General features: G+C 53.4%; 15 protein-coding genes. 9 read left to right on the plus strand and 6 right to left on the minus strand.

What is annotated here, in order from left to right; all coding sequences use genetic code 11:
- The first annotated feature begins 435 nt into the window (after nt 1-435).
- The 3 genes from J0A66_RS20355 to J0A66_RS20365 all read left to right on the plus strand — a co-directional run bounded on the left by J0A66_RS20355 (nt 436) and on the right by J0A66_RS20365 (nt 3044).
- A complete protein-coding gene (locus tag J0A66_RS20355) occupies nt 436-1530 on the plus strand; it encodes a cyanophycinase (protein WP_206575707.1) in 1095 nt (364 codons plus the stop codon).
- 358 nt (nt 1531-1888) lie between these two features.
- Nucleotides 1889-2362: an Hsp20 family protein gene (locus J0A66_RS20360; protein ID WP_206575708.1), complete on the plus strand. Its 474-nt coding sequence runs from the start codon at nt 1889-1891 to the stop codon at nt 2360-2362.
- A gap of 199 nt (nt 2363-2561) precedes the next feature.
- On the plus strand, nt 2562-3044 hold the full coding sequence (locus tag J0A66_RS20365; RefSeq protein ID WP_241264349.1) for a YcxB family protein: 483 nt from the start codon (nt 2562-2564) through the stop codon (nt 3042-3044).
- 110 nt (nt 3045-3154) lie between these two features.
- Here the strand turns inward: J0A66_RS20365 and J0A66_RS20370 are convergent, their stop codons facing one another.
- The 3 genes from J0A66_RS20370 to J0A66_RS20380 form a co-directional block, all read right to left on the minus strand.
- Nucleotides 3155-3526, minus strand: coding sequence for a VOC family protein (locus J0A66_RS20370; RefSeq protein ID WP_206575709.1), 372 nt, complete (start codon nt 3524-3526; stop codon nt 3155-3157).
- Nucleotides 3527-3725: 199 nt separating this feature from the next.
- Nucleotides 3726-6341 (minus strand): phosphoenolpyruvate carboxylase, encoded by a 2616-nt coding sequence (gene ppc, locus J0A66_RS20375; RefSeq protein ID WP_206575710.1) that lies wholly within the window; start codon nt 6339-6341, stop codon nt 3726-3728.
- Nucleotides 6342-6521: 180 nt separating this feature from the next.
- On the minus strand, nt 6522-6830 hold the full coding sequence (locus J0A66_RS20380; RefSeq protein ID WP_206575711.1) for an isoamylase early set domain-containing protein: 309 nt from the start codon (nt 6828-6830) through the stop codon (nt 6522-6524).
- A gap of 391 nt (nt 6831-7221) precedes the next feature.
- Here J0A66_RS20380 and J0A66_RS20385 point away from each other — a divergent pair, with 391 nt between their 5' ends.
- Nucleotides 7222-9447 carry a GGDEF/EAL domain-containing response regulator gene (locus tag J0A66_RS20385; protein WP_206575712.1) on the plus strand — a complete coding sequence of 742 codons (2226 nt, stop codon included), beginning with the start codon at nt 7222-7224 and terminating at the stop codon, nt 9445-9447.
- 52 nt (nt 9448-9499) lie between these two features.
- Nucleotides 9500-11359 (plus strand): sensor histidine kinase, encoded by a 1860-nt coding sequence (locus J0A66_RS20390; RefSeq protein ID WP_206575713.1) that lies wholly within the window; start codon nt 9500-9502, stop codon nt 11357-11359.
- Nucleotides 11360-11549: 190 nt separating this feature from the next.
- Here J0A66_RS20390 and rbp read toward each other — a convergent pair whose 3' ends face one another.
- Together rbp and J0A66_RS20400 are read right to left on the minus strand one after the other, a co-directional pair.
- Nucleotides 11550-11834 (minus strand): RNA-binding regulator, encoded by a 285-nt coding sequence (rbp, locus tag J0A66_RS20395; protein ID WP_206575714.1) that lies wholly within the window; start codon nt 11832-11834, stop codon nt 11550-11552.
- A 218-nt stretch (nt 11835-12052) separates the two neighbouring features.
- Nucleotides 12053-12703 (minus strand): glutathione S-transferase family protein, encoded by a 651-nt coding sequence (locus J0A66_RS20400; RefSeq protein WP_206575715.1) that lies wholly within the window; start codon nt 12701-12703, stop codon nt 12053-12055.
- Between the two features lie 260 nt (nt 12704-12963).
- Between J0A66_RS20400 and J0A66_RS20405 the strand changes: the two genes are divergently transcribed.
- Both J0A66_RS20405 and J0A66_RS20410 read left to right on the plus strand, forming a co-directional pair.
- Nucleotides 12964-15123 (plus strand): S46 family peptidase, encoded by a 2160-nt coding sequence (locus tag J0A66_RS20405; RefSeq protein WP_206575716.1) that lies wholly within the window; start codon nt 12964-12966, stop codon nt 15121-15123.
- A gap of 193 nt (nt 15124-15316) precedes the next feature.
- Nucleotides 15317-17362, plus strand: coding sequence for a putative bifunctional diguanylate cyclase/phosphodiesterase (locus tag J0A66_RS20410; RefSeq protein WP_206575717.1), 2046 nt, complete (start codon nt 15317-15319; stop codon nt 17360-17362).
- A 6-nt stretch (nt 17363-17368) separates the two neighbouring features.
- Here J0A66_RS20410 and cysZ read toward each other — a convergent pair whose 3' ends face one another.
- Nucleotides 17369-18136 carry a sulfate transporter CysZ gene (gene cysZ / locus J0A66_RS20415; RefSeq protein WP_206575718.1) on the minus strand — a complete coding sequence of 256 codons (768 nt, stop codon included), beginning with the start codon at nt 18134-18136 and terminating at the stop codon, nt 17369-17371.
- A 182-nt stretch (nt 18137-18318) separates the two neighbouring features.
- On the opposite strand from cysZ, the gene smc reads away from it, so the two are divergent.
- Both smc and zipA read left to right on the plus strand, forming a co-directional pair.
- Nucleotides 18319-21786, plus strand: a complete 3468-nt coding sequence (smc, locus tag J0A66_RS20420; RefSeq protein WP_206575719.1) for a chromosome segregation protein SMC — start codon at nt 18319-18321, stop codon at nt 21784-21786.
- Between the two features lie 9 nt (nt 21787-21795).
- Entirely contained in the window at nt 21796-23085 is a 1290-nt protein-coding gene (gene zipA, locus J0A66_RS20425) for a cell division protein ZipA (RefSeq protein WP_206575720.1), read from the plus strand.
- Nucleotides 23086-23179 lie beyond the last annotated feature (94 nt).

Below are 23179 nucleotides of genomic sequence, written 5' to 3' on the forward strand. Positions count from 1 at the left end.
ATGCTGCTTAATGGCCTTGATGATTTGTTCTTCGGTATAACGTTTTTTCATTCTGAGATCTCCATTGGCTCCAGTTTATTGGAAATCTCATCAAAGTCATGGTGTTAAATCTGGGGAGAAGGTCAGATATATTAAATAAGAATAAAAAATTATCATCTGACTAATTATTTATTTCTGTCACTTTCATGGGCCCGTTCAAGGTCGGTTTAGGTGATTATTCTGCAATAAATATGCGTTTATACAAGATCGTTATGCATTAACATGAATTTTACAAAGTTTAAGTTTTTGTGACGGCCTGTGTTAGGTTTTTTTGGTGTCAATCTATACGCTGTGTACAGCCGTTTTTATGCAGTCAAGGTGCGAAAGGGAAACCGGACTGATTGGCCTTTGGAGGGAAGCTGTCAATCATTTTAAAACGATAAAAAGGGTATCCGGATGAAACTGAAAAATTCATTTGTACTGACTGCAATGACCACATTGCTGGTCTGTCCTGCTGTAATGGCAAAAGGCAAACCCGGCGGGGGCAATGGAGGCGGCTCCTCCCCAAGCTACGAATATGCCCTGGCCTGTGGCAGTGCCGGCAACGGCGCAGGCGTTTCTCAGGCCAGCCTGCTGATTGGCGGAGCCGAGGCTGGCGCCACCGGAGAGGTGCCGGCGACTCAGTGGCTGATCAATCATGCCACAGGGGGCGACTATCTGGTCATCCGCACCGGTGGCACCGGCGGACAGGCCGCCTGGATGTGCGATACTTTCGGCACGGATTTGGGGTCGGCAGCGGAAATTTCCATCGACAGTCAATCGGCAGCCAATGATCCCGCCGTGGAAGCCATTGTCCGCGATGCGGAAATCATCTTTATCGCCGGCGGCGACCAGAATCAGTACGAAGATTACTGGAAAGGGACATTGGTGGAAGAGGCTCTCAATGATCATCTCAATGTGAAGCAGGCGCCAATTGCCGGCACCAGCGCCGGACTGGCGGTTCTGGGTCAGTCTTATTATGCACCGGCGAACTTGGGGGTTCTGTCCAAAGAAATCCTCGATGACCCTTACCATGTGAATACACAGGATATTAACCATGGGGATTTTCTGTCACATCCGCAGCTTTCTGCGGTGATCACCGACACCCATCTGGACCGGGTAACCGGCAAAGGCCGCAGAGCCGAAACCCGTCATGGCCGTATACTGGGCTTTTTGGCACGCTCGGTAGCCGATACCAATAATCTTAATGCCCGCGCCATCGGCGTGGAAGAAGGAACACTGGTGGCGCTCGACGGCAGTGGTAACGCTAGGGTATATGGAGAGGGCGTTGCTTACTTTTTAAGTGCCAATGCCTACCCCGAGCAGATTAGCGCCGGCCAGCCCCTTGTCTGGGACAATGGTGGTCAGGCCGTCAGCGTGTATAAGATCCAGGGCTCTGTCAGCGGCAACGGCAGTTTCGACATAGCTGGCTGGTCAGGCAGTGGCGGTACCAGCCAATATTGGTATACCACCGCCGGCTATGACAACTTCAACTGTAAGTCGGGCTGTTAAGCGCTGACTGTTGGCCACTGTAAGCACTAATCCGTCAACCCATGTGTCACCTCCTGCAGAGGGCTCATGGGTTTCTTCCTGGCCAAGGCCGCTCGCTTTGACGTTTTTGTCTTGGATTAACACTGTTAGCTTGGTTTGATTGCCCGCCATCCATTGAAGCCGATATAAAATCTTCTTATTTCAGTGTGAATTCTTATAAAAAACTCTTTTAGAAATCCTTCCCTTTTTCTCTTGAAGATGATCTCAGCGACCCTATTTATCCGGATGTGGGGCCAATGTCTGAATCAGAATAGCCCCACGGACTGAGGTTCAGTCCTACCTATTGATTAATTGCATATTGCTTCGAGGAGGATATGTTATGAACTCAATTGATTTTACCCCACTTTATCGCAGTACTATTGGTTTTGACCGTCTGCCGTCTTTGTTGGACAAGGCGCTTCGCTCCGATACGACCAGCAATTATCCCCCTTATGACATTGAAATGGTGTCTGAGAATAAGTACGCCCTTTCCCTTGCCGTGGCCGGCTTCAAGCGTAATGAGTTGGATATTCAGGTGGAAAAAGGCGTACTGACGGTTCACGGTCACAAAGCACAAGACGAAGGCAATAAGAGAGAATATCTCTATCAGGGTATTGCAACCCGCTCTTTCGAGCGTAAGTTCAACTTGGCCGATCACGTTGAGGTAACAGGTGCCGATCTTCAGGATGGTCTGCTTACTATTCAACTGGTGAAAGAACTGCCGGAAGAGATGAAGCCACGTACCATCCCCATCAATACTGAGGGCAGCCAGCAACTGGAGCATAAAACCAGCGACAGTAAAAAGGTTGCCTGAGCAATAACCATGCAGGGTGACGGCTTGCCGTCACCCTGCAGATTCTCAAGCGGTTTCCCCTTCTATCCATATCCACTGTAACAGTGGCCAGAGTGACCCTCTGGTCGTGTTCGGTACAGGGGCTGCTTAGCGCGGAATCCCTGTTCAACCCTGACCAGGGTGGTTAGACTAACAGCCCTTTGGCCACTTCCGGATACCAATGCCGTTTTCTTACTCCACCACTTACATACTGGATAAGAGTCATTATCTTGAGACCTTTGATGAATCCCGCACGGCAATACCCTCCTCATCTGCCTATTTAAAATCCGTCATACTGCTGGGATTAGGCCTGATGTTGCTGCTTTTTACCCAGTTCAACCCCTACGTCGGTTGGTTCCTGGTCGGGCTGGCCGGGGTTGAGGCGCTTAGCGTGCGCTTTCAGCGATCCTGGTGGCTGGGCAGACAACTGATAAGCAGGGCGGCCAATAACGAACTCACCTTGACTATCGATGAGCATGGCATCAGTTGTCAATCTGACGCGGTTCAGATGCAGATCTTATGGGCGGATATTGAAAAAGTTGAGAAGACGCAACGGGGCTGGCTCCTGTCTCATCCCGGCGGTAAATATTATCTGTCTGACCGCTGCCTGTCAGAAAAGGCCGGGCAGTTTATCAGTTCCAAAGCTGTTTCAACGCCTCAGTGATTTTTCAAAAAGACAGTACCGCCTGAGAGTGTTCAGACAGTGATACTTCTGCAGGCGCACAATGCGTCGGTGTGTGGAACCTTGGACTGACGCCGGAATAACCTGGTCCCTCAGCGATGCTGATCGACCAGTATAGGATTACCGTCCGGGTCCTCGATCATAAAGCTGGCAGGACCCTGGCTGTTTTCGTCTGCTTCGCTGACAAATTTAATTTCCTGTTCCTTCAGTAGCTTTTGCAGCTCCCGCACATCGGTAAAGCGGGGCAGGTTTTCGGCATTCTGATCCCAGCCGGGATTAAAGGTGAGGATATTCTTGTCAAACATGCCCTGGAACAGACCGATGATATGCTCACCGTTCTTCAGGATCAGCCAGTTTTGTGCCTGGTCCCCTCCTATCTGTTGAAATCCGAGTTTTTCGTAGAAGGTTTTGGAGGCGGCAATGTCTTTTACCGCCAGACTGACTGAAAATGCGCCGAGTTGCATGCTTTGCTCCTGCTATGGGTGTCAAGACCGCTCCAACGATTGGAACAATAGTAGATCCCACAGATGAGGTACGACAGCCCACTTCTCCAATTTCTTGGCCAGGCCAACCAGGCAGCGGGAGCGTTGGCCGGTTCATTACTGTTTGGCCAACGGTCCCTAAGTAGATTCGGGACCTCTGTAGCTCCCGGTTTGCCGGCTCTTAGCCTGTGTTTCGCATCCCCACGGCGATACCGGCAATCGCCACCATCATCGCCCGCTCCAGCACCGGATTGGCATCTTCGGTGTTTCTGATGCGGGACAACAGTTCGATCTGCAGCAGATGCAACGGCTCCAGGTAGCCTGCGCGGATCTGCATGGACTCCTTGCCCTTGGGATCCTGCTCCAGGGCGCTGGATTGCTTCATCAGTTTTAGTATCAGCGACTGGCTGTGGGCCAGTTCATCGCGCAGGGCCTTGCCGAAATATTGCAGTTCGTCCGGCACCAAGCGCTTGTCATATTCTTCCGCAATGCGCGGATCGGCCTTGGCAAACACCATATCCAGCATCGACAGGCGGGTCTTGAAAAAAGGCCAGCCGCAGATCATCGCTTCGAGCATTTCCTGCTGGCCGTCGTCGATGGCGCTTTGTACCGCCTTCATCACTCCCAGCCAGGAGGGCAGCACCATACGGTTCTGGGCCCAGGCAAAAATCCAGGGGATGGCGCGCAGACTCTCCACGCCGCCGTCGGGCTTGCGTTTGGAGGGGCGGCTGCCGAGGGGCAGTTTGCCCAGTTCTTCCTCCGGGGTGGCGGCGCGAAAGTAGGGAACAAAATTCGGGTCATCACGGACGATGTTACGATAATTGTCCCGACCCATGGCGGCCATCCGGGTTATCAGCGTCCGCCACTCCGGTTTGGGTGCCGGTGGTGGCAGCAGGATGGCTTCAAGTATGGCGCTGGCATAGAGTTTCAGGCTACGTCTGGCCAGGGCCGGCATGCCGAATTTGTAGCGAATGGTCTCACCCTGCTCGGTGACACGGAATCCACCGCTCAGCGAGCCGGGCGGTTGTGACAGAATGGCGGCATGGGCAGGCAGGCCGCCGCGGCCTATGGTGCCGCCCCGGCCGTGGAACAGGGTCAGCTCAATGCCTTTTTCCTTGGCCAGGGAGACAAGTTGTTCCTGAGATTCGTATTGTCCCCAACCGGCGGCCAGGGCACCCGCATCCTTGGCCGAGTCGGAATAGCCAATCATCACGTACTGGCGGCCTTGGATATAACCCCGGTACCAGTCAATATCCAGCAGCTTGCGGGTGACTTTTTCGGCGTTGTTCAGATCGGTAAGGGTTTCGAACAGGGGAGCCACCGGCATGGGCCAGTCGATACCCGCTTCGCGAAGCAGCATTTGTACGGCCAGTACATCGGATGCCTGGCTGGCCATGGAAATAATGTAGATGCCAAAGCCCTCCCGGCTGTGCTTGGCCAGGACCGCACAGGTGTCCAGTACTTCCCTGACTTCCTCGGAAGGCTGCCATTGGCGTGGCAGCAAGGGGCGCCGGGAGGACAACTCCCGCAGCAGGAAGGACTGTTTGTCCTCCTCGCTCCAGCTCAGGTAGTCGCCGATACCCAGATAGCGGGTGATCTCACTCAGTGCCTGGCTGTGGCGCTCGGAATGCTGTCGTACATCCAGTTTGAGCAGGTGGATACCAAAGGCATGGACCCGGCGGATGGTATCCAGCAGTTCGGCATCGGCTACCGTCTTCAGGCCGGTTTCCACCAGCGAGCGATAGCAGAGCATTAAAGGTTCAAGCAGTTCTTCCTGACGGCTTATCCAGTTGCGTGGATTGCCGTCTTCCCCTTCCAGATAGGCCTCAATGCCGTCATGGGTGGCCTGCAGTCTGTCTTTCAACTGGCGCAGCACGTAGCGGTAGGGTTCCCGTCGGTTGTCTGCCGCTTCCAACAGCTCGGTGTTACCGTCGCTCATCGACAGCTCCACCTGCAGTTTATTGATATCGTTGAAGAAGAGTCGTGCGGCCCGTTTTCTGGCCAGCAGTAATACCTGTTCCGTCACCTTGGCGGTTACAAAGGGATTGCCGTCCCTGTCGCCGCCCATCCAGGAGGAAAATCTCACAGGGCAGGCATCCAGGGGCAACGACTGATCAAATTCAGCCTGAAAAGTCTCGTCCAACTCGCGCAAGAAAGTGGGGACCGCATCCCACAGGGAATTTTCTATTACCGAAAATCCCCATTGGGCCTCATCCACCGGCGTAGGACGTACCGAGCGTATTTCTTCGGTGTGCCAGGCCTGGCTGATCAGAGCGGCAATACGTTTGAGCAACCTGTCGCGCTGAGATTGCGGCAAGTCATAGCCATGGATGGTGGCCAGGCAGTCGGCCAGTTCACTGTATTTGTGGATAAGGGTGCGGCGGGTTACCTCGGTCGGGTGAGCGGTCAGAACCAAATCTATTTTTAACTGCTGCAGGGCATGGTTAAAGTCGCCACCGGCGATCTTGTGCTCCTTGAGCTTGCGGCTCAGGCTTTGCAGCGGCTCGTCATCCAATTGCGAGCTGTTGTATTCCTGCTCGGCAATATTGGCCAGATTAAGGAACTGGGCAAATGCCCGGCCCACGGTCAGCAGATCGGCATCGCTCAGATCGGCAAAGAGTTGTTTCAACGCCTCTGTGGCCTTGTCCTCACCCTGGGTGGAACTGCGCCCCTGTTTACGTATGGTTTCGATGCGCTCCAGCCACTCACTGCCCAGGTGGGCCTCGATGGTCTCACCCAGAATGCTGCCCAGTTTACGTACCGTTTCCATCAGTTGATGATCGATTGGCGCGGCCATGCTTTCCTCCCTACTGATTCTGATAAACCGGACAGGCCGGTAAAATTCTGTAATTAAATTACAATACTTAAATTTTCCCTGTTTGTCGAAATTTAGTCGGGCCGGGTGAGAATTGCCCAAGAGTTGAACGGTCGCTTAAGCAAATTGGTATAAGGCCCCGCAAACAGCGGGGCCAAAGGTTTAGAGGGCGATAACGGAGTTATCATCCATGGAAAGGGGGGAAGGAACATATTGATCGGCATGCCAGTCGTTCTCCCAGGCGCTGTCGTCCAGTAAATAGCGGAACTGGTACTGCTGGCCCTTGGGCAGATCGAGCGTAGCGGTAAAACTGCCATTTTTCAGCCGTTTCATAGGCGGCGCCTGCTTATTCCATTGATTGAAGTCGCCTACCAGACGAACGGTATTAGCGTGCTTTGCCTCTTCACTGGACAACTTGAAGGTGACTTTGCAAATATTTTTGGATTTAAGGTACTGTTTTTTGAAGCTCATGGCGGAGGTCCTCTCGTTCGTGAATGTGTAATAAAATTACATGGCGATCAACTCACATTCAGGTATATAACAGAGTCGGACAAAAAAACAGCACTCAACCGGAATATCAATAAAACCAAGGGGTATAACCAGGCAGAGAGGCCAAGTCATTAACCTCGGCGAAGGCAATGAATATGCTTGATTTTCGTTAGTATCGCGGCAATGCTGATGCTGGCAGGGTTGTTTTTCTTGGGTTAAGGGATGCGCACTGACTTCACCCAGACAAGATTTCTCATCTAGCATGAACCACCGTCCCAGCATTTAGATAAGACGACATAACAAAAGAAATTCAAGTGCGAGGTTTCTGTGACTTCCGACACAGCTAGATAGACATAGCATAGAAGGATTTTATATGTCAGACGAGCTTTTCACTTTTGCTGAGGTGGGTAACGATCACGCGAAGGTCCATCCCGCTTGGCGGATTCTGAGTGTCGAGGATGACGAAGAGTACCAGGCGTCACTGATATTGGCGTTGAAGCATTGCACCGTATTAGGAGCGCCGTTAGAAATACTCACTACCAACACGGCTACTGAGGCCGCTCCTGTTATTGCAGCCAACCCCGATATCAGCGTAATTCTTTTAGACGTGGTGATGGAGGACGATGATGCCGGCTTGCGGCTGGTGCGCAGTATCCGGGATATGATCGGAAATGCAGCGGTGAGGATAGTGCTGCTGACCGGCCAACCTGGAATGGCGCCGTGCAAGGACATCATGCTCAGCCATGACGTAGACGAATACTGGTGCAAGTCCGATCTGGATAATGACCAGCTTATCGGTGTGATTACCAGCAATATCAGAACCTGGAATTACATCACTCGCCTGACGCACGCCCGTCAGGGGCTGCAGATGGTAGTGGATGCCAGCCGTTCGCTCAGTGACAAGCGAGACTTACAAAGCTTCACTCATACCGTGCTTGAAGAGCTGGGAAAGATAGTGGAGATTCAGCAAAAAGCAGTGATTTGTGTCGAATGCCTTCCAGGCATTAATGTACGGGAAGCTCAGGTCATCGCAGCATCAAAGAATTTTTCCAGTAAGGCCGGCGGTAATCTGAAGGATTTGGTGGATGAAGAGAAACTAAGGGCTTTTGACAGGGCGATGACGGAAGGTGGCCATATTTTTGAGGCTAATTTTTCTGTGCTGTTTTTTGACCGTAGTGAGGTCAATGACAGTGTCTATCTCACATTAGTGGAGACAGATCGCCCTCTGACCGACGAGCATATCTATCTGCTCAGGGTGTTCAGTGAAAACATCTCCACCGGCTTTATCAACATGTTCTTGTATAACCGTCTCACAGAGCTTTCCTATCGGGATCCCCTGTTGGGTATCAATAATCGCAATTGGCTGAAACTTGAAATTGACAGCATGCCTGTGGCAGAGCGCAAAGCACTCAGTCTGCTGATGGTGGAAATTGATGATTACAGTCATATGGGCATTACATTTGGCGAGGACTTTTGTGATCTGCTGCTGACGGGGTTGTATCGGCATTTGCATGGAAGGTTTCCAGCAGCCAGGGCCGTTTGTCGGTTCAGCACCAATACATTGGCGTTGCTGTTGGATGAAACCTGCAATATTGAGTCAAACATCGGCATGTTATCCCTGCAACAACTGGTGATCAAGGAAGTAGAGCACACCTTGTCTCTGACAGCGGCAGAGTTTCCGCTCGGGGACATGCTTGACTGGGAGGCGGAAATGATTCTGCGTCTGGCAAAGTGCGGCCTGGAGCAGGCCAGGCGGGAACAACTCAGCTACGTCAAGTTCGACAGTTCGCTTTCGGTACAGATCTCCGAGCGCTTCGCCTTGTTGGATGAATTGCGATCAGCGCTGGTCAATGAGCAGCTTTATATTGTCCTGCAACCCAAAGTGAGGTTGGAAGACCGTGCTGTGACAGGATTTGAGGCTCTGGTCAGGTGGCGCACTCCGGAGGGGAGGGAATATTCGCCGGCAACCTTTATTCCTCTGGCTGAAACGTCCGGCTTGATTGGTCAACTGGATAAGCTGGTGCTGCGATTGGTCTGTGAGGCGGTCAAACAACTGAAGGAAAAACAGATTCAATTGCCGGTGGCATTCAACGCCTCGCCGATGGAACTGCTGATGTCGGATTACTTCGATGAACTGTTGGCATTCATTCAAAAGTCCGGCATCTTGCCCTCACAGCTTGAGTTGGAAATAACCGAAACTCAGGCCATGGTGGATTACAAGGATATTGAGCCCAGACTGAGGGATATTATGGCACTTGGCATGAAAGTCAGCATTGACGATTTTGGCACCGGCTACTCTTCGTTGTCGCATATTGCCGATCTGGCTGCCTCGACCTTGAAGATTGATCGATCCTTTGTCAGCAGGTTGGGAGACAGTAAAGAGTGCGGGCATGTGGTGGACATGATTTTGAGATTGGGTGACCGGTTCGGCTATGAGGTGGTTGCCGAAGGTATAGAAACCGAAGAACAGCGGCAGTATCTGCTGCAAAAGAATTGCCAATTTGGCCAGGGTTATCTGTTCGCCAAGCCGATGAGCCTGGAGGTACTGTTGGACTGGCTGCCTACACAAACGATATTGTCTTCAGTCAGCAAGCCTTGAACAAAAGGCGGTAAGCATGCGGAGTAGTTCGTTAAGCAGAGCGGCTCTCAGATTGAGGACGGCCGCACTTGCCACTGGGTTGGTGGCGCTGGCACTGGTCTCAGCACGCTTTACCTATCTGGAGCTTTTCGCCCTGCGTCTTAATCACTTCGAAAGTGAGCAGAATCAATTGCTGACCAATGCCATTGTATTTTTCAGTGGGGAGATAGGCTATTCGCGCAACCTGACCAAAGTGCTGAAGCATAGCGAAGCTCTGGAAGAGGCGCTGACCAGCTCTCAGCAAGGGGATTTTCGTCCTGCCTTGGCCGAAAGCTTTGTTCGCTTTGCTCGTGTGACGGAGGTGATCTCTCAGGTGCGCTGGTTGGATCCTGAAGGCAATGAACAGGTCAGAGTCAATGTAACCGCTAACGGCGGCAAAGTCGTTTCGGACGAGGAGTTGCAGAATAAGTCCGGACGTTACTATTTTGAGGAAGCCCGTAAAATTCAGGCCAATGAAGTATATGTTTCCCCCATTGATTTAAATGTGGAACACGGCCAACCGGTCAGACCCTATCAGCCGACCATTCGCACCCTGATGAGAACCGGAACGGATGATAGACTGCGACCGGGTTTGCTGGCAATTAACTTCGACCTAACACCCCTGTTTTCCAGACTCAGGGCTTTGCAGACGGATAGCCTGGATATAGAACTGCTTGACCAGCAAGGGTTCTGGCTAATCGCTGCAGATTCGTCAAAGCAATGGGGACGAGATTTGGGACGCTTGCAAAACAACCTTGAATTCTTCAATCCAGAGCTGTGGAGGCAATTGCAAAGCCGGGGGGCCGATTCATTGATAGCCAGGGATCGCCTGTGGAGATACCAGCGTTTTCCAATCGATGCATTGCAAACCTGGGATGGTAAGGACAAAGAGTCCTTGTATTTTCTGATAGCGACCAAACCCGGGCTGCTGGGTGAGATTCGCCAGCAGACCCTGTCATCGGTGGCAGTTCTAGGGCTGGGGATTCTGCTGCTGGGAGGGTTGGCATTGCGACAACTCTATGCGGCCGATCTGAGAGGCTTAAGGCTGAATCAGATCCTACAGCGCGAAAAGCAAGAACTCAAAGAGGCCTATGAAAGCCTGCACCAGGCGCTTCAGCGCCAGCAGTTGCTGCAGAACGAATTGGTGGAGTCCAGAAAACTGTCCTCACTGGGTATGATGGTGGCCGGGGTGGCTCATGAACTCAATACACCTAATGGTGGTGCGCTGATGTCGGTTACCAGCGTCCATCAGGCCCTATCCACGCTCGGTCAACAAGTCCGACAGAGACTGAGTAAAAATGAGCTGCAGCATTTTATGGATTATTCAGAGCAGGGACTGGCACTGGCAGAGAAGAACCTCAATCGGATGAGTAAGCTGATTCATAGTTTCAAGCGTTTGGCGGTCGATCGCACGGATGAAGATTTGCATGAATTCGCACTGGCCCAACTGGTTGAGGATCTGCTGATCAGCTTAAAGCCGAAGTTGAAGAAAACGGCCACCAAAGTAGAAACTGATATCGACGCGCAGATCATTCTTATCAGCTATCCAGGCTATCTTTCGCAGGTCTTACAAAACCTGATCGACAATGCTATCAGCCATGGTTTTTCCGGACAAAGTGGGGGCAATATCCGCATCTCTGCGACGCAGCAGAACAACAGTGAAGTCCACTTACGGATCAGTGACGATGGGGTGGGCATTGATCCGCAAAAGATTGATAAAATTTTTGACCCTTTCTTTACGACTGGGAGACAAGCCGGACATAGTGGTCTAGGTTTGCACTTGGTTAATCAGTGGGTCGGTCAGTTTCTGCAAGGGTACATAAAACTGGACTCCACGGTCAGTCAGGGTACGACCTTCAATCTCTATATCGCCAAAGTGATAGCCAAAGACTGAACTTTAAATATGCTGGTAGTATTTAAAGTGTGCGCTAATGTGTGTTCGTCCAGGTCGGTGACCGTCGGCATTCTTGTTGCGTAAGAGATAGTCGAATTTCTGACATAAAAAAGCCCCGAGAGCGGGGCTTATTATCAGCGGTTTGTCGTTACTCTCGTGCCAGGCACCAGAACAACTGAATCTTCTTGAATTAGAAGCGACCGCGGCTGTTTGAGTGACCACCAGTTCTTGGCTTAGGTGGACGAGCTTCGTTTACCACGAGCGCACGGCCGGAAACATCTTTGCCGTTCAGACTTTCGATGGCTGCTTCAGCCTCTGCGCGGTTGTCAAACTCGACAAAACCAAAGCCTTTAGAGCGGTTGGTTTCACGGTCCGTGATGATTTTGGCGGAGCTTACGGTACCGAACGCAGCAAAAGCAGCTTCCAAATCAGCATCTGTCATTTGATATGACAAGTTTCCTACATAAAGTTTCATTGCACATTTTCTCTCGGCTGTTAAGTATCTACGCCATCATGGGAGCCAACAGCCAGAATCGCCCGATGTCGTGTGTAGGGCGACCATTGCCCAACACTTGGTTCATTTCTAGTTTGAGGCAAAGCTTATTTAAGAGCAACAAAGATTTACGCGATTGACTGATTATTTCTTGTGCGATGGGTAAATCATCCTCAAAGCCTGATTCCGGGGGCCCTGGCCTAGATCTCCGATGAGTCTATTATATGGGGCTCATGCCTGGCGTCTTCGTACCACTGGCGCATGGGTTGCAGCGACAGGATACGGTCCTGGTAGTGCTTGATTTGCGCCGATTGGGCCTCTACGCCATAGGTATTGAATCTGGTCACGACCGGGGCGTACATGGCATCGGCGATACTGAAGTCACCAAACAGAAATGGGCCGTTGTGCAGGTTAAGGCAATCCTGCCAGATTTGTTGCACCCTGTTTATGTCCTTGTCCAGTTCTGCCGTGCGCTTCACCTCAACCAACTGGCGTCTGCAGTTCATCGGCATCTGGCTGCGCAGGGCACCAAAGCCACTGTGCATCTCCGCGCTGATACAGCGGGCCATGACCCGGCTGGCCTCATCCACTGGCCAGGCGTGGACGGAGGGAAAGCGCTCCGCCAGGTATTCCATAATGGCCAGTGAATCCCAGATGACCCGGTCACCATGCTTTAGCAGAGGCACCAGTCCGGCCGGCGAGTATTCAAGCAACCGGGCTTTGCTGTCGGGCTGATAGAGGGGGATCAGGATTTCCTCAAAGGCGATGTGGTGCATTTTCATCAGCAGCCAGGGTCGCAACGACCAGGATGAATAATTTTTGTTGCCAATTACCAGGGTCAGGTCGGCCATAGCTCGCTCCTTATCAATAGTGGGACTTCTCATTTTTAGAATGGCTAGAGCACCGATTGGACAAATACTGCTTACCAGAACGTGGCTGAAATTTCCCCAGACTGCCCCAGGCTTTTCAGGATTTAGCACCACCAACCCCATGAAAAACCCTGGATTGCCTGGAAAATTTCAGCCTCCGCTGGTAGCCACTATTTATCCAATCGGTGCTCTAGTATCCTACAGCAGCAGTTTGAATGCAGAACATGTTGTCAGGAAAAATAATGAAAAAACTCTGTACCGCTTTACTGGGATTGGCCGCATTTTGCGCCTCCGCCGATGAGGGCATGTGGCAGCCCCATCAGTTACCACAGATGGAAAACCTCTTACAGCAAAAGGGCCTGGAATTGGATGCCGGCAGTATCTCCAAGCTGACCGAATTTCCCATGAACGCCGTTATCAGCCTGGGAGGTTGTACGGCGTCTTTTGTCTCCCCCCAGGGGCTGGTCGTCACCAACCACCACTGCGCTTACGGCAGTATCCAGTATAACTCCACCCCCGAGCACAACTATCTGCAAAACGGCTTTCTGGCCAGCACACTGGAGCAGGAACTGCCCGCTGCGCCCGGTTCACGCATTTATGTGACTGAAGAGGTCAGCCAGGTAACGGATCGTATGACCGCCGGGCTGACTGAGATGGAAGAGGCTATCGCCAGGTTCGATGCCATCGAAGATCGCAGCAAACAACTGGTGGCCGAATGTGAACAGGATCCCGGTTATCGTTGCGAGGTATACAGCTTCCACGGTGGGCTGGAATATTTCCTGATCAAATCCCTGGAAATCCGCGATGTGCGGCTGGTTCATGCACCCAGTATGTCGGTGGGGAAGTACGGCGGTGATGTAGACAACTGGATGTGGCCCAGACATACCGGGGATTATTCCTTCTACCGGGCCTATGTCAGCAGCGATGGCAAGCCGGCCGACTTCGATCCGGCCAACCGGCCCTATGTTCCCGCCAGTTTCCTTAAAGTGTCTGCCAAAGGCTTAAGTGAGGGGGATTTCGTGATGGTGGCCGGTTATCCGGGCAGCACCAACCGCTATCGCACCGCTAAGGAGGTTGAAGATACCTTTACCTACACTTATCCCAAGGCAAGGCAGTACCGCCAGGAGATGATTGAGGTTATCGAGCAGACGAGCGCCCCGGGCAGCGACGCCAGGATCAAGTATGAAAGCACCATTGCCAGCCTGGCGAACTATGCCAAGAACTATGGCTCCATGGTGGAAAGTTATCAGCAGACGGGTTTTCTGGCCCGCAAGCAGGCCTTTGAGAATGCCCTGATGGAATGGCTGAATGAGGACGAAGCCCGCCTGGCCAGGTTTGGCGGCAGTCTTGATGAACTGGCGCAACTGATCGAGGAAGAAGCCCGCTACCAGCCCAGGGAGTTGGCTATGGGCTATATCAACCGCACTACCTTGCTGCCGGCGGCCCAGAAGCTCTATCGTCTGGCCCACGAGCGCCAGAAACCCGATATGCAACGCAAGCCCGGCTATCAGGAACGGGACATGAAAAAGTTCGAGCAGTCCATGCGGCGCATTTCACGTCGCTTTGACAGCGAAGTGGACAAGGCCGTGTTGCTGCACTTTATCAAAAACTATCACGGGTTGGCGGCCGATCAGCATGTGGTCCCCTTCGATGACTTTTTCGAACTGGATGAGAGCCTCAATGAAGCACGTCTGCGTCAGATGCTGGACAAGATGTACCGTGAGACCGCTCTGGATGACGAAGAACAACGTCTGGCCTGGATGAGCGCATCGGTGCAGGACTTCAAAAACAGCAATGATCCCTTTATCCGGTATGCCGTGGCCCTGCATGACTGGGAAATGGCCCAGGAGAAACAGGACAAGGCCATCAAGGGACGTTACCTGAGCCTCAGGCCTGCTTATATGCAGGCGGTGATCGCCTACAACCAGAGTCTGGGTAAGCCTGTATATGCTGATGCCAACAGTACCTTACGGGTCAGCTATGGCAACGTGCGTGGCTACTCCCCCAAAGATGCGGTATGGATGCAGCCGTTCACCAGTCTCAGAGGATTGCTGCAGAAGGAAACGGGTCAGGAGCCTTTCAATGCTCCGGGCAAACTGCTGGAGCTGGCCAGGCAACAAGAGTATGGCGCCTATAAACAGGATGCCCTTGACTCGGTGCCGGTGAATTTTCTCAGTACGGTGGATACCACCGGCGGCAACTCCGGCTCGCCCACTTTAAACGGCAAGGCCGAGCTGGTCGGTCTGCTGTTTGACGGAGTGTATGAAAGCATCATCGGCGACTGGGATTTTGATGACAACCTGAATCGCTCCATCCATGTGGACAGCCGTTATATGCTGTGGGTCATGGAGAATGTGGACAAGGCGCACAACCTGCTGGAAGAGATGGTGATCGTTAAATGATAGTGCGGCCGCAGGCATCTGATTGGTATGAGAGCCCGTCACTAAAGTTGTTACAACTCTGTAAAGAATGGAGTAGTCTAGTCCCATCATAAGGAGACAAACGGACAGGTCTGTGTGATGGCGGTGCGCAGGGAACGTACCACCTGACAGTCTGGACTGTCGGGCTTCAAAGAAGCATGGGTTGGGGGACAAAATGCAATCCAACGACCAGTACCCATCGGACTTGTCACTCTTTATTCAGCGTGCTGCCCAGCCTATGCTGTTACTGCATGGACCAGCGGTCGTGCAGGCCAATGCGGCCCTGCTTGATCTGCTGGAATTCCGCTCTGTAAAAGAACTGGCCAGCCGGCCACTGTCGGACCTCTGTCAGGCCAACGGCCTGCCGGTGGATCGCCAACTGGCGGATTTTATCGAAAAAGGCCAGGGTGGGGGGCGATGGGAATGGCTGGGCAATTCGGGTAAACGCCTGCAATGCGAGGTCCAGGCGACCTGCGTGTCCGTCTCAGGCGAACCCCACCTGCATCTTAGTCTGCGTCACCTGGATGAATACGGCCCTAATGCCGAAGTACAGCTTCAGCTCTACCAGCAGGTCTTCGAATCCTCAATAGAGGCGGTCATTATCACCGACACCGCTCAGCGCATCCTTTATGCCAACCGGGCGTTCTGTGAAGTTACCGGTTATGGCATCACCGAACTGCTGGGCAAGGACATCCGTTTGCTGCGCTCGGAAAAACACGATGACAGCTTTTTCCACGCCATTGCAACGGAACTGCAGGAAAAGGGGTTCTGGAGCGGCGAGATCTGGGACAGAAACAGCAAGGGCCAGGATTTTCTCTGCCATGTCAGGTTGAGCGCCATCGTAGATGAATACAGACAACCCCGTTATTTTGTCGGCGTATATACGGACGTTTCCGGTCAGGACAGCCAGATCATGCAGTTGCGGGAAATGGCCTACCATGACGAACTCACCGGCCTGCCAAACCGGGCGCTGCTAATGCAATTGCTGCCCCATCAGATCAGTCAGTGCCGCCGGGAGAAAGGTCATTTCGGTTTGATGTTTTTGGATCTGGACAAGTTCAAGCCCATTAATGACAAGTATGGCCATGAGGTGGGGGACGAACTGCTCAAACAAGTGGCGGAAAGACTCAGGGAAGTCCTGCGTAACAGCGATACGGTGGCAAGGCTTGGCGGCGATGAGTTCGTGGTGCTGGTCAGTAATACTACCGGCCCCGAGTCTATCGCACGGGTGGCGGAAAAAATTCACGAAGCCCTGGGCGAACCTATTTTAGTCAATGGGCAGCAACTGGATGTGGGCGTCAGTATCGGCATTAGTATGTTCCCGCAAAACAGCGAGAATCCCGATACGTTGTTGCATCAGGCCGATATCGCCATGTACCGGGCCAAGAAACGCGGTGAGAACCAGTATGTGTTTTACTGCGAGGATCTCAATCAGGAACTGGTCAATTACAAACTGATGGAACAGGAGATCAGGGACGGCCTGAAGCGGGGCGAGTTCATACCTTACTATCAGCCCCAGGTAGACAGTCGCAGTGGTGAGATAGTGGGAGTGGAGTGCCTGGCCAGATGGCAGCACCGGGAGCGGGGCATTGTGCCGCCGAATAGCTTTATTTCAGTGGCCGAACGTTCCGGCCTCATTCAGGAAGTGTTTCTGCAGGTTCTGGGTCAGGCCATCAAGGACATTGGTCAATGGAAGACGATTCGTGAGCGGGAACTCCAGGTATCGGTGAATATTTCCGGTCACCAGTTCTGTGATCATCAGAATATTACCCAGATGTCGGAGATGCTCAAAGAGTCCGGTATCCGCCCGGGTAGCCTGAAAACAGAAATTGCCGAACGCTCCTTGATGAGTAACGGCCAGTATTTGCTGGAGCGTCTGAGCTGGGTCAAGACGGCGGGTTTCAGCATTGCCCTGGATGATTTTGGCAGCGGCTATTCGTCCATTCGTCAGCTCAAGATACTGCCGGTGGATACCCTGAAAATAGACAGATCCTATTTGTCCAGTATGGAGGATGAGCCCAGGGACAGAATCGTCATCAAGGCCATTATTCAGTTATCCAAAACCCTTGGGATAGGCGTGGTGGCACAAGGGGTGGAACGGGAAGAGCAGGTGCGCTTTCTGGAGGAAAACGGTTGTCACGTCATGCAGGGCTACCATTTCAGCAGACCCTTGCCCGCCGATGAGTTCGCCCTGTTGCTGGCGGCCCGGCAATCCGCCTGAGCCCCGCTAATCTTGGGGATGACGCAGGGGGCCGTGATGAGGACGATATTTGTCCACCCACATGGCAGTGGCGCCACAGATGGCCACCGGCATCACCAGGAAGTTGATAATGGGCACCATGGCAAACAGGGTCACCATGACACCAAAACTGAAGGCCCGGCTTTTGTCCTCTGCCAGGGCAGTGCGCATCACCTTGAAAGGCACCTTGTGATTGTCAAACGGATAATCGCAATACTGAATGGCCATCATCCAGGCGGTAAACAAAAACCATATCAGTTGCCCGAATACAGGTAGCAAAAAGAAAATAATCAGAAAGCCCAGCGCCCTTGGCAGGTAGTAGACCAGCTTAATCCATTCGCGGCCCAGGGTGCGGGGAATATCCTTGATTACCGCCAGCATGCCGCCTTCGGCCAGTGGGTGGCCGGTCAGGTGCAACTCCACCTTTTCAGCAAGCAGCCCGTTGAAGGGCGCGGCCAGCCAGTTGGCCAGACTGCTGAAAATAAAGGAAAAGGTCACCAGGATAATGATAACCGCCAAAGGCCAGAGAAAATAAGCCAGCCATTCTTTCATCCAGTCCAGCCAGTTGGGGATCAAATCCATCAGCCAGACAATGGCCGAATCTATCTGCTGGAGAAGAAAATAGAAGGCCACTGCGAACAGCAGCAGATTGACCGCCAAAGGAATAAACACAAAACGCTTCAGCCCTTTGGTGCGAATCAGTTCAAATCCCTGGAAAAAATAGGCGGCGCCGCTTTTCAGTTCGGTTTGATGCATGCTGCTCCTTGAATCCTTCTGTTTTTTGGCGGTCAGGCTAAGGGTATCTGATTGTAACCCTGGCTGTGAATTCCTCAATTGTTACACTCTATGAGTTTTGGTACAGTCGGACGGTCGGCTTTTTGCCGCAGACCCTCTCTGGCCAAAAGCAAAAATTGCTTAGATAACAATAACAAGGACCCATGCGGCTTAAAAAGATTAAACTGGCAGGATTCAAGTCCTTTGTGGATCCCACCAGTATTCCTTTTCCCGACGACATGACCGCCATTGTGGGGCCCAATGGCTGTGGCAAGTCCAATGTTATTGATGCCGTGCGTTGGGTACTGGGGGAAAGTTCTGCCAGGAATCTGCGCGGTGACGCCATGACAGATGTGATCTTCAACGGATCCACGGCCCGCAAACCCGTGTCCCAGTGCAGCGTGGAACTGGTTTTCGACAATTCAAGCGGCCGCATCCAGGGCGAATATGCCAAATATAATGAGTTGTCGGTCAAACGCCTGGTGACCCGGGACGGTCAGTCCAACTATTTCCTCAATGCCAGCAAGTGCCGTCGCCGCGATGTGACCGACCTTTTCCTGGGCACAGGATTGGGGCCCCGCAGCTACGCCATTATTGAGCAGGGCATGATTTCCCGGCTTATCGAATCCAAGCCCCAGGAATTGCGGGTATTTATCGAAGAAGCCGCCGGAATTTCCAAATATAAGGAACGGCGTCGCGAAACGGAAAGCCGTATCCGTCATTGCCGGGAAAATCTCGACCGGCTCAACGATGTACGCGGGGAACTGGGCCAGCAACTGGAAAAGCTGCAGCGCCAGGCCGCAGCGGCAAAACGTTATAAGGAACTCAAGGCCAAGGAGCGCAAGCTGAAAAGCGAGCTGGCCGCCCTGCGCTGGCTGAAACACAGCAATCAACTGGCCGACCTGGAGCAGGCCATCGCCGCCAGTGAAGCCGAAATAGAGGCGTTTGTCGCCCGGCAACGGGGGGATGAACGTGGCATGATCCAGGATCAGGAACGCCAGCAAGATCTTAAACAACAGCTTACCGATATACAGAACCAGTACTTCCAACTGGGTAACCAAATTACCCGCCTGGAACAGACCCAGATCCATGCACGTCAACGCAGGCAACAGATAGAACAGGAGCTGCGCCAGCTTAACGACAGCCTCGAAGAAGCAGGCGTGGCCTGCCAGCAGGACGCGTCGCGCCTGATGGAATTACACGAACAGCTTGAACTGGCCCGGCCGGAGATGGCATTGCTGGAAGAACAGAGCCAGCAGGCCAACTTCACCCTGCTGGCCAGTGAACAGCAATGGCAGGAGCAGCAGGATCACTGGCGCCGCCAGGAACAGGGCTTTTATCAGCTCCAGCAGCAGTGCCAGACCCGCCAGAGTCAGATTCAATCCCTGCAGACGCTGCTGGAAAGAGCCGGGCAACGACGTTGTGAGCTGGAAGAGGAACTGGCCCTTAGCCGGGACCATAATCTTGAGGAAAGCCTGACCGAAGTGGAAACGCAGCAGGCAGACTGCCGCCAGGCTCTGCAACAGGCCCGCGACGCACAGGAAAAAAGCAGGCAGCATTTACAACAAACCGAGCAACAACTGGAAGCCCGGCAAGCCAGTCATCTCGTCCAGACCCGAGAACTTCACCAGCTTGAAGCCAGACTGACTTCCCTGCAGACGCTGCAGCGGGACATGGAGGAAGGGAATGAGTCGCTTCAGGAGTGGCTGAAGACACAAGCTGAGCAGCCGCCCCTGGCATGGCAGCAGTTGAAAGCGGAACCTGGCTGGGAAACGGCCCTGGAAACCGTACTACAACACTGGCTGAGCGTACCGCTGATTGCCTCTTCGCAAATGCCGGAGATTCCCGCCAGTCAATGGCTGCTGGTGGACGCCATGACAACAAATAAGCCAACTGGCAGTCTGGCCGCCAAAGTGCTGAGTCACAAGGTGCCCCACTGGCTCCAACTGGTGCAGGTAGTGGAGGCGGAGGCGGATATTGGCTCCTTGCGGGCAAAGCTGCAGGCCGGCCAGAGCCTGATTACCCAATCCGGCCACTGGCATGGCCGCGACTGGTCGGTGCTGGGCATCAAACGCAACAGTAGCGGCATGCTTGACCGGGCCAGGCAGATAGAAGATCTCAGCGGCAGGTTGGCGCCGTTACGGATTGAGCTGGCAGCCCTGGACCAGGCAATCCAGACAACCAGGGAGAATTTGCAGCAGGCCCGTAGGGAAGATCAGCAGGCTGAGGCCCAGGTGCGGGACAAAGAGCGACTTTTAGATAAATTGCAGCAGCAGGTTAGCCTGCTTGAGACGCAGCGGCAAAACCAGCAGACCCAGCAGGCCAGACTGACGCAACAAATAGTCCAGCAACAGGCCCAGATCGAAGAGGACCAGTACAGGCTTGAAGAACTGGCGGCCGAACTCGAAGCGTTGCAATTGACCCTGGAAGAGGATGCACAAGAGCAACAGAGCCTAGCCAGTCAGCGGGAAAACTTACAGCAGGAACTGTCTTCCAGGCGCGCCCAGGCAGAGGAGATGAAGAATCGGGTACACAGGCTGGCCCTGGAGGTTCAGGGGCTGGAGAATCAACTGGCCAATGTTCGCCAGTCGCAGGCCCGACATACTGATGCGCAAAAGACAATGCAGGAGCGTAAGGCCTCCCTGGAGGAGGAATTGCTGGACTGGCAGACACCTTTGCAGGAGCAGAGTGAACAGTTGCAGGAATTGTTGGAACAACGTGTCGAGGTGGAGCAGCAACAGACGGAGACCGCCAATCAACTGGCTGAGGTGGAAGAGCGGCTGCAGGATGCGCAAAAAGGCCAACAGGGCATTAACGACCGGATCCAGCGTATGAAAGAGGCGCAGCAGAGCCTGCGTCTGGAATACGAAGGTTGCCGGGTCAGAGCCAATGGGGTACTGGAACAACTGCAGGAGATGAATCAACCGCTCAAGCCGGTACTGGAAAGCCTGGACGAAGCGGCAGAGGAGCAAGCCTGGCAGGAAGAGCTGGATAGGACGTCCGCTGCGGTGTCGCGCCTGGGTGCGGTGAATCTGGCGGCCGTGGAGGAATATGAGATCCAGGCAGGGCGAAAACAGCATCTGGATGAACAGAATGACGATCTGACCGCGGCCCTTGAGACGCTGGAGTCAGCCATCCGCAAGATTGACAAGGAAACCCGCAGCCGCTTCCGGGACACCTTCGACAAGGTCAATAATGATCTGAAGATGTTGTTTCCCAAGGTGTTTGGTGGTGGATCGGCGTACCTGGAACTGACGGACGACGATTTGCTCGAAACCGGGGTTACTATCATGGCCAGGCCGCCCGGCAAGAAAAATAGCACCATTCATCTGCTAAGCGGTGGAGAAAAAGCCCTGACCGCTTTATCATTGGTGTTCGCGATTTTCCGACTGAACCCGGCGCCTTTTTGTCTGTTGGATGAAGTGGACGCCCCCTTGGATGACGCCAACGTTGGTCGATTCTGTAAACTGGTGTCGGAAATGTCCAGGACGGTACAATTTATTTATATCACCCATAACAAGATAGCGATGGAAATGGCCAAGCACCTGACCGGGGTGACTATGGCCGAGCCCGGTGTATCAAGAATGGTGGCCGTGGATGTGGATGAAGCTGTCGCCCTTGCGGAATTATAAAAATACATAATGGAAGAATTACGTCTGACTTTTCTGATTTTTGGTGCCCTGGCCATTGCCGGGATCCTGGTCCATGGCTTGTGGACGGTGCGCAAAAAGAACCGCAGCAAGACCGGGCCCGGTCGGGCAGCCTATCTGAAATATGAACGGGATGCGGATGAGAGCCTGGATTCAGACTTTGAGCCGGACGAGGGCGGAGAGCCGCAAGTAAAAGACTTTGATGACTTGGGCTTGGGGCCGGTGCGGGTCATTAAGTCGGAGCCCAGACTCAGAGTCAGCGAGACGGAGGATTTTGAACGGCAGTCTGAGTCAACGTCGGCCGCCCCCGCTGAATCGGTGCCCCCTGTCGTCCGCACCGAAGGCAGGTCGGAAAAGATGACGGAGCCCAAGGCGGAACAGCCGGCCGGCCGGGTGTCCATGCCGGAGCCCCCCACGTTTTTATTGCGTCAGGGCGGCAGAGAACAAGCCGCCCCGGTCCATCCAGCGCAGACGCCCCCTAAACGCCCATACAATATGGCAGAGCCGAGTCGCAGCGCCCCGCCCAAAGCAGGTTTGCCCCCCGACACCTCAAAACGTCAGGAACCCACCATTGGCAGTGAACCGGTTGCCGCCCCGGCGGATGAGACCAGGGAAACCGGGGAGGAAAAAGCCCTGCAGACCGAGCCCCAGGAAACTGTCAGGGCCGGGTTGGCCGAACAGGCCCGCAACCTGGTCAAACGCAAAAAAAGCGAGCCGCCCAAGCGCCGTGAACCTTCTTTGAACAAAGCCAGGGCCGATCAGATGCGCATCGACTTTGATGACGAGCCCAAAACGCCGCCGGTGCCGGAAAAAACCGCCGAAAAAGCCGAGACGGGCAAGTCTGTGAGCCAGGAAGTACTGGTACTGAATGTCAAAGCGCCGGATAACAAGCCCATTCCCGGCGCCACGCTGTTACCGGCTTTGCTGACCCTGGGCTTCAAGTTCGGCGAACAGGATATTTTTCATCGTCATGTGAACAGTAACGGCAAAGGACCGGTATTGTTCAGCCTGGCTAATATGTTTAAGCCCGGGGTGTTTGATATTGACAGCATGGAGACTTTCACAACACAGGGGGTCTCATTGTTTATGATCCTGCCCATCGAAGGGGATCCCCATCAGGTTTTCAATATGATGCACAATGCCGCGCGGAAACTCGCCGATGAGTTCGGGGCGCAGGTGCTGGATGGCAGGCGCAGCGCCCTGACCAAGCAGAGCCTGCAGCAGTATGTGGAGAAGATCCGTGAGTTTGAACGCAAGCGGATGATTCGAAAAGCCAACTGATCAATATTAGGTTTCTAACTTAAGGACATCCTCAAAGGGCCATGCCAGCAAATGCCTGGAGCACAGAAGAAGTGTTTGTGTCTGGCAGCCCTGT

The sequence above is a fragment of the Bowmanella dokdonensis genome, from assembly GCF_017254865.1.
Classification (GTDB): domain Bacteria; phylum Pseudomonadota; class Gammaproteobacteria; order Enterobacterales; family Alteromonadaceae; genus Bowmanella; species Bowmanella dokdonensis.

Bases quoted from the DNA above. Each gene is read 5' to 3' on its own strand.
- J0A66_RS20355 (WP_206575707.1), top strand. From the start codon at position 436: ATGAAACTGAAAAATTCATTTGTACTGACTGCAATGACCACATTGCTG.
- J0A66_RS20360 (WP_206575708.1), top strand. From the start codon at position 1,889: ATGAACTCAATTGATTTTACCCCACTTTATCGCAGTACTATTGGTTTT.
- J0A66_RS20365 (WP_241264349.1), top strand. From the start codon at position 2,562: ATGCCGTTTTCTTACTCCACCACTTACATACTGGATAAGAGTCATTAT.
- J0A66_RS20370 (WP_206575709.1), bottom strand. From the start codon at position 3,526: ATGCAACTCGGCGCATTTTCAGTCAGTCTGGCGGTAAAAGACATTGCC.
- ppc (WP_206575710.1), bottom strand. From the start codon at position 6,341: ATGGCCGCGCCAATCGATCATCAACTGATGGAAACGGTACGTAAACTG.
- J0A66_RS20380 (WP_206575711.1), bottom strand. From the start codon at position 6,830: ATGAGCTTCAAAAAACAGTACCTTAAATCCAAAAATATTTGCAAAGTC.
- J0A66_RS20385 (WP_206575712.1), top strand. From the start codon at position 7,222: ATGTCAGACGAGCTTTTCACTTTTGCTGAGGTGGGTAACGATCACGCG.
- rbp (WP_206575714.1), bottom strand. From the start codon at position 11,834: ATGAAACTTTATGTAGGAAACTTGTCATATCAAATGACAGATGCTGAT.
- J0A66_RS20400 (WP_206575715.1), bottom strand. From the start codon at position 12,703: ATGGCCGACCTGACCCTGGTAATTGGCAACAAAAATTATTCATCCTGG.
- J0A66_RS20405 (WP_206575716.1), top strand. From the start codon at position 12,964: ATGAAAAAACTCTGTACCGCTTTACTGGGATTGGCCGCATTTTGCGCC.
- J0A66_RS20410 (WP_206575717.1), top strand. From the start codon at position 15,317: ATGCAATCCAACGACCAGTACCCATCGGACTTGTCACTCTTTATTCAG.
- cysZ (WP_206575718.1), bottom strand. From the start codon at position 18,136: ATGCATCAAACCGAACTGAAAAGCGGCGCCGCCTATTTTTTCCAGGGA.
- smc (WP_206575719.1), top strand. From the start codon at position 18,319: ATGCGGCTTAAAAAGATTAAACTGGCAGGATTCAAGTCCTTTGTGGAT.
- zipA (WP_206575720.1), top strand. From the start codon at position 21,796: ATGGAAGAATTACGTCTGACTTTTCTGATTTTTGGTGCCCTGGCCATT.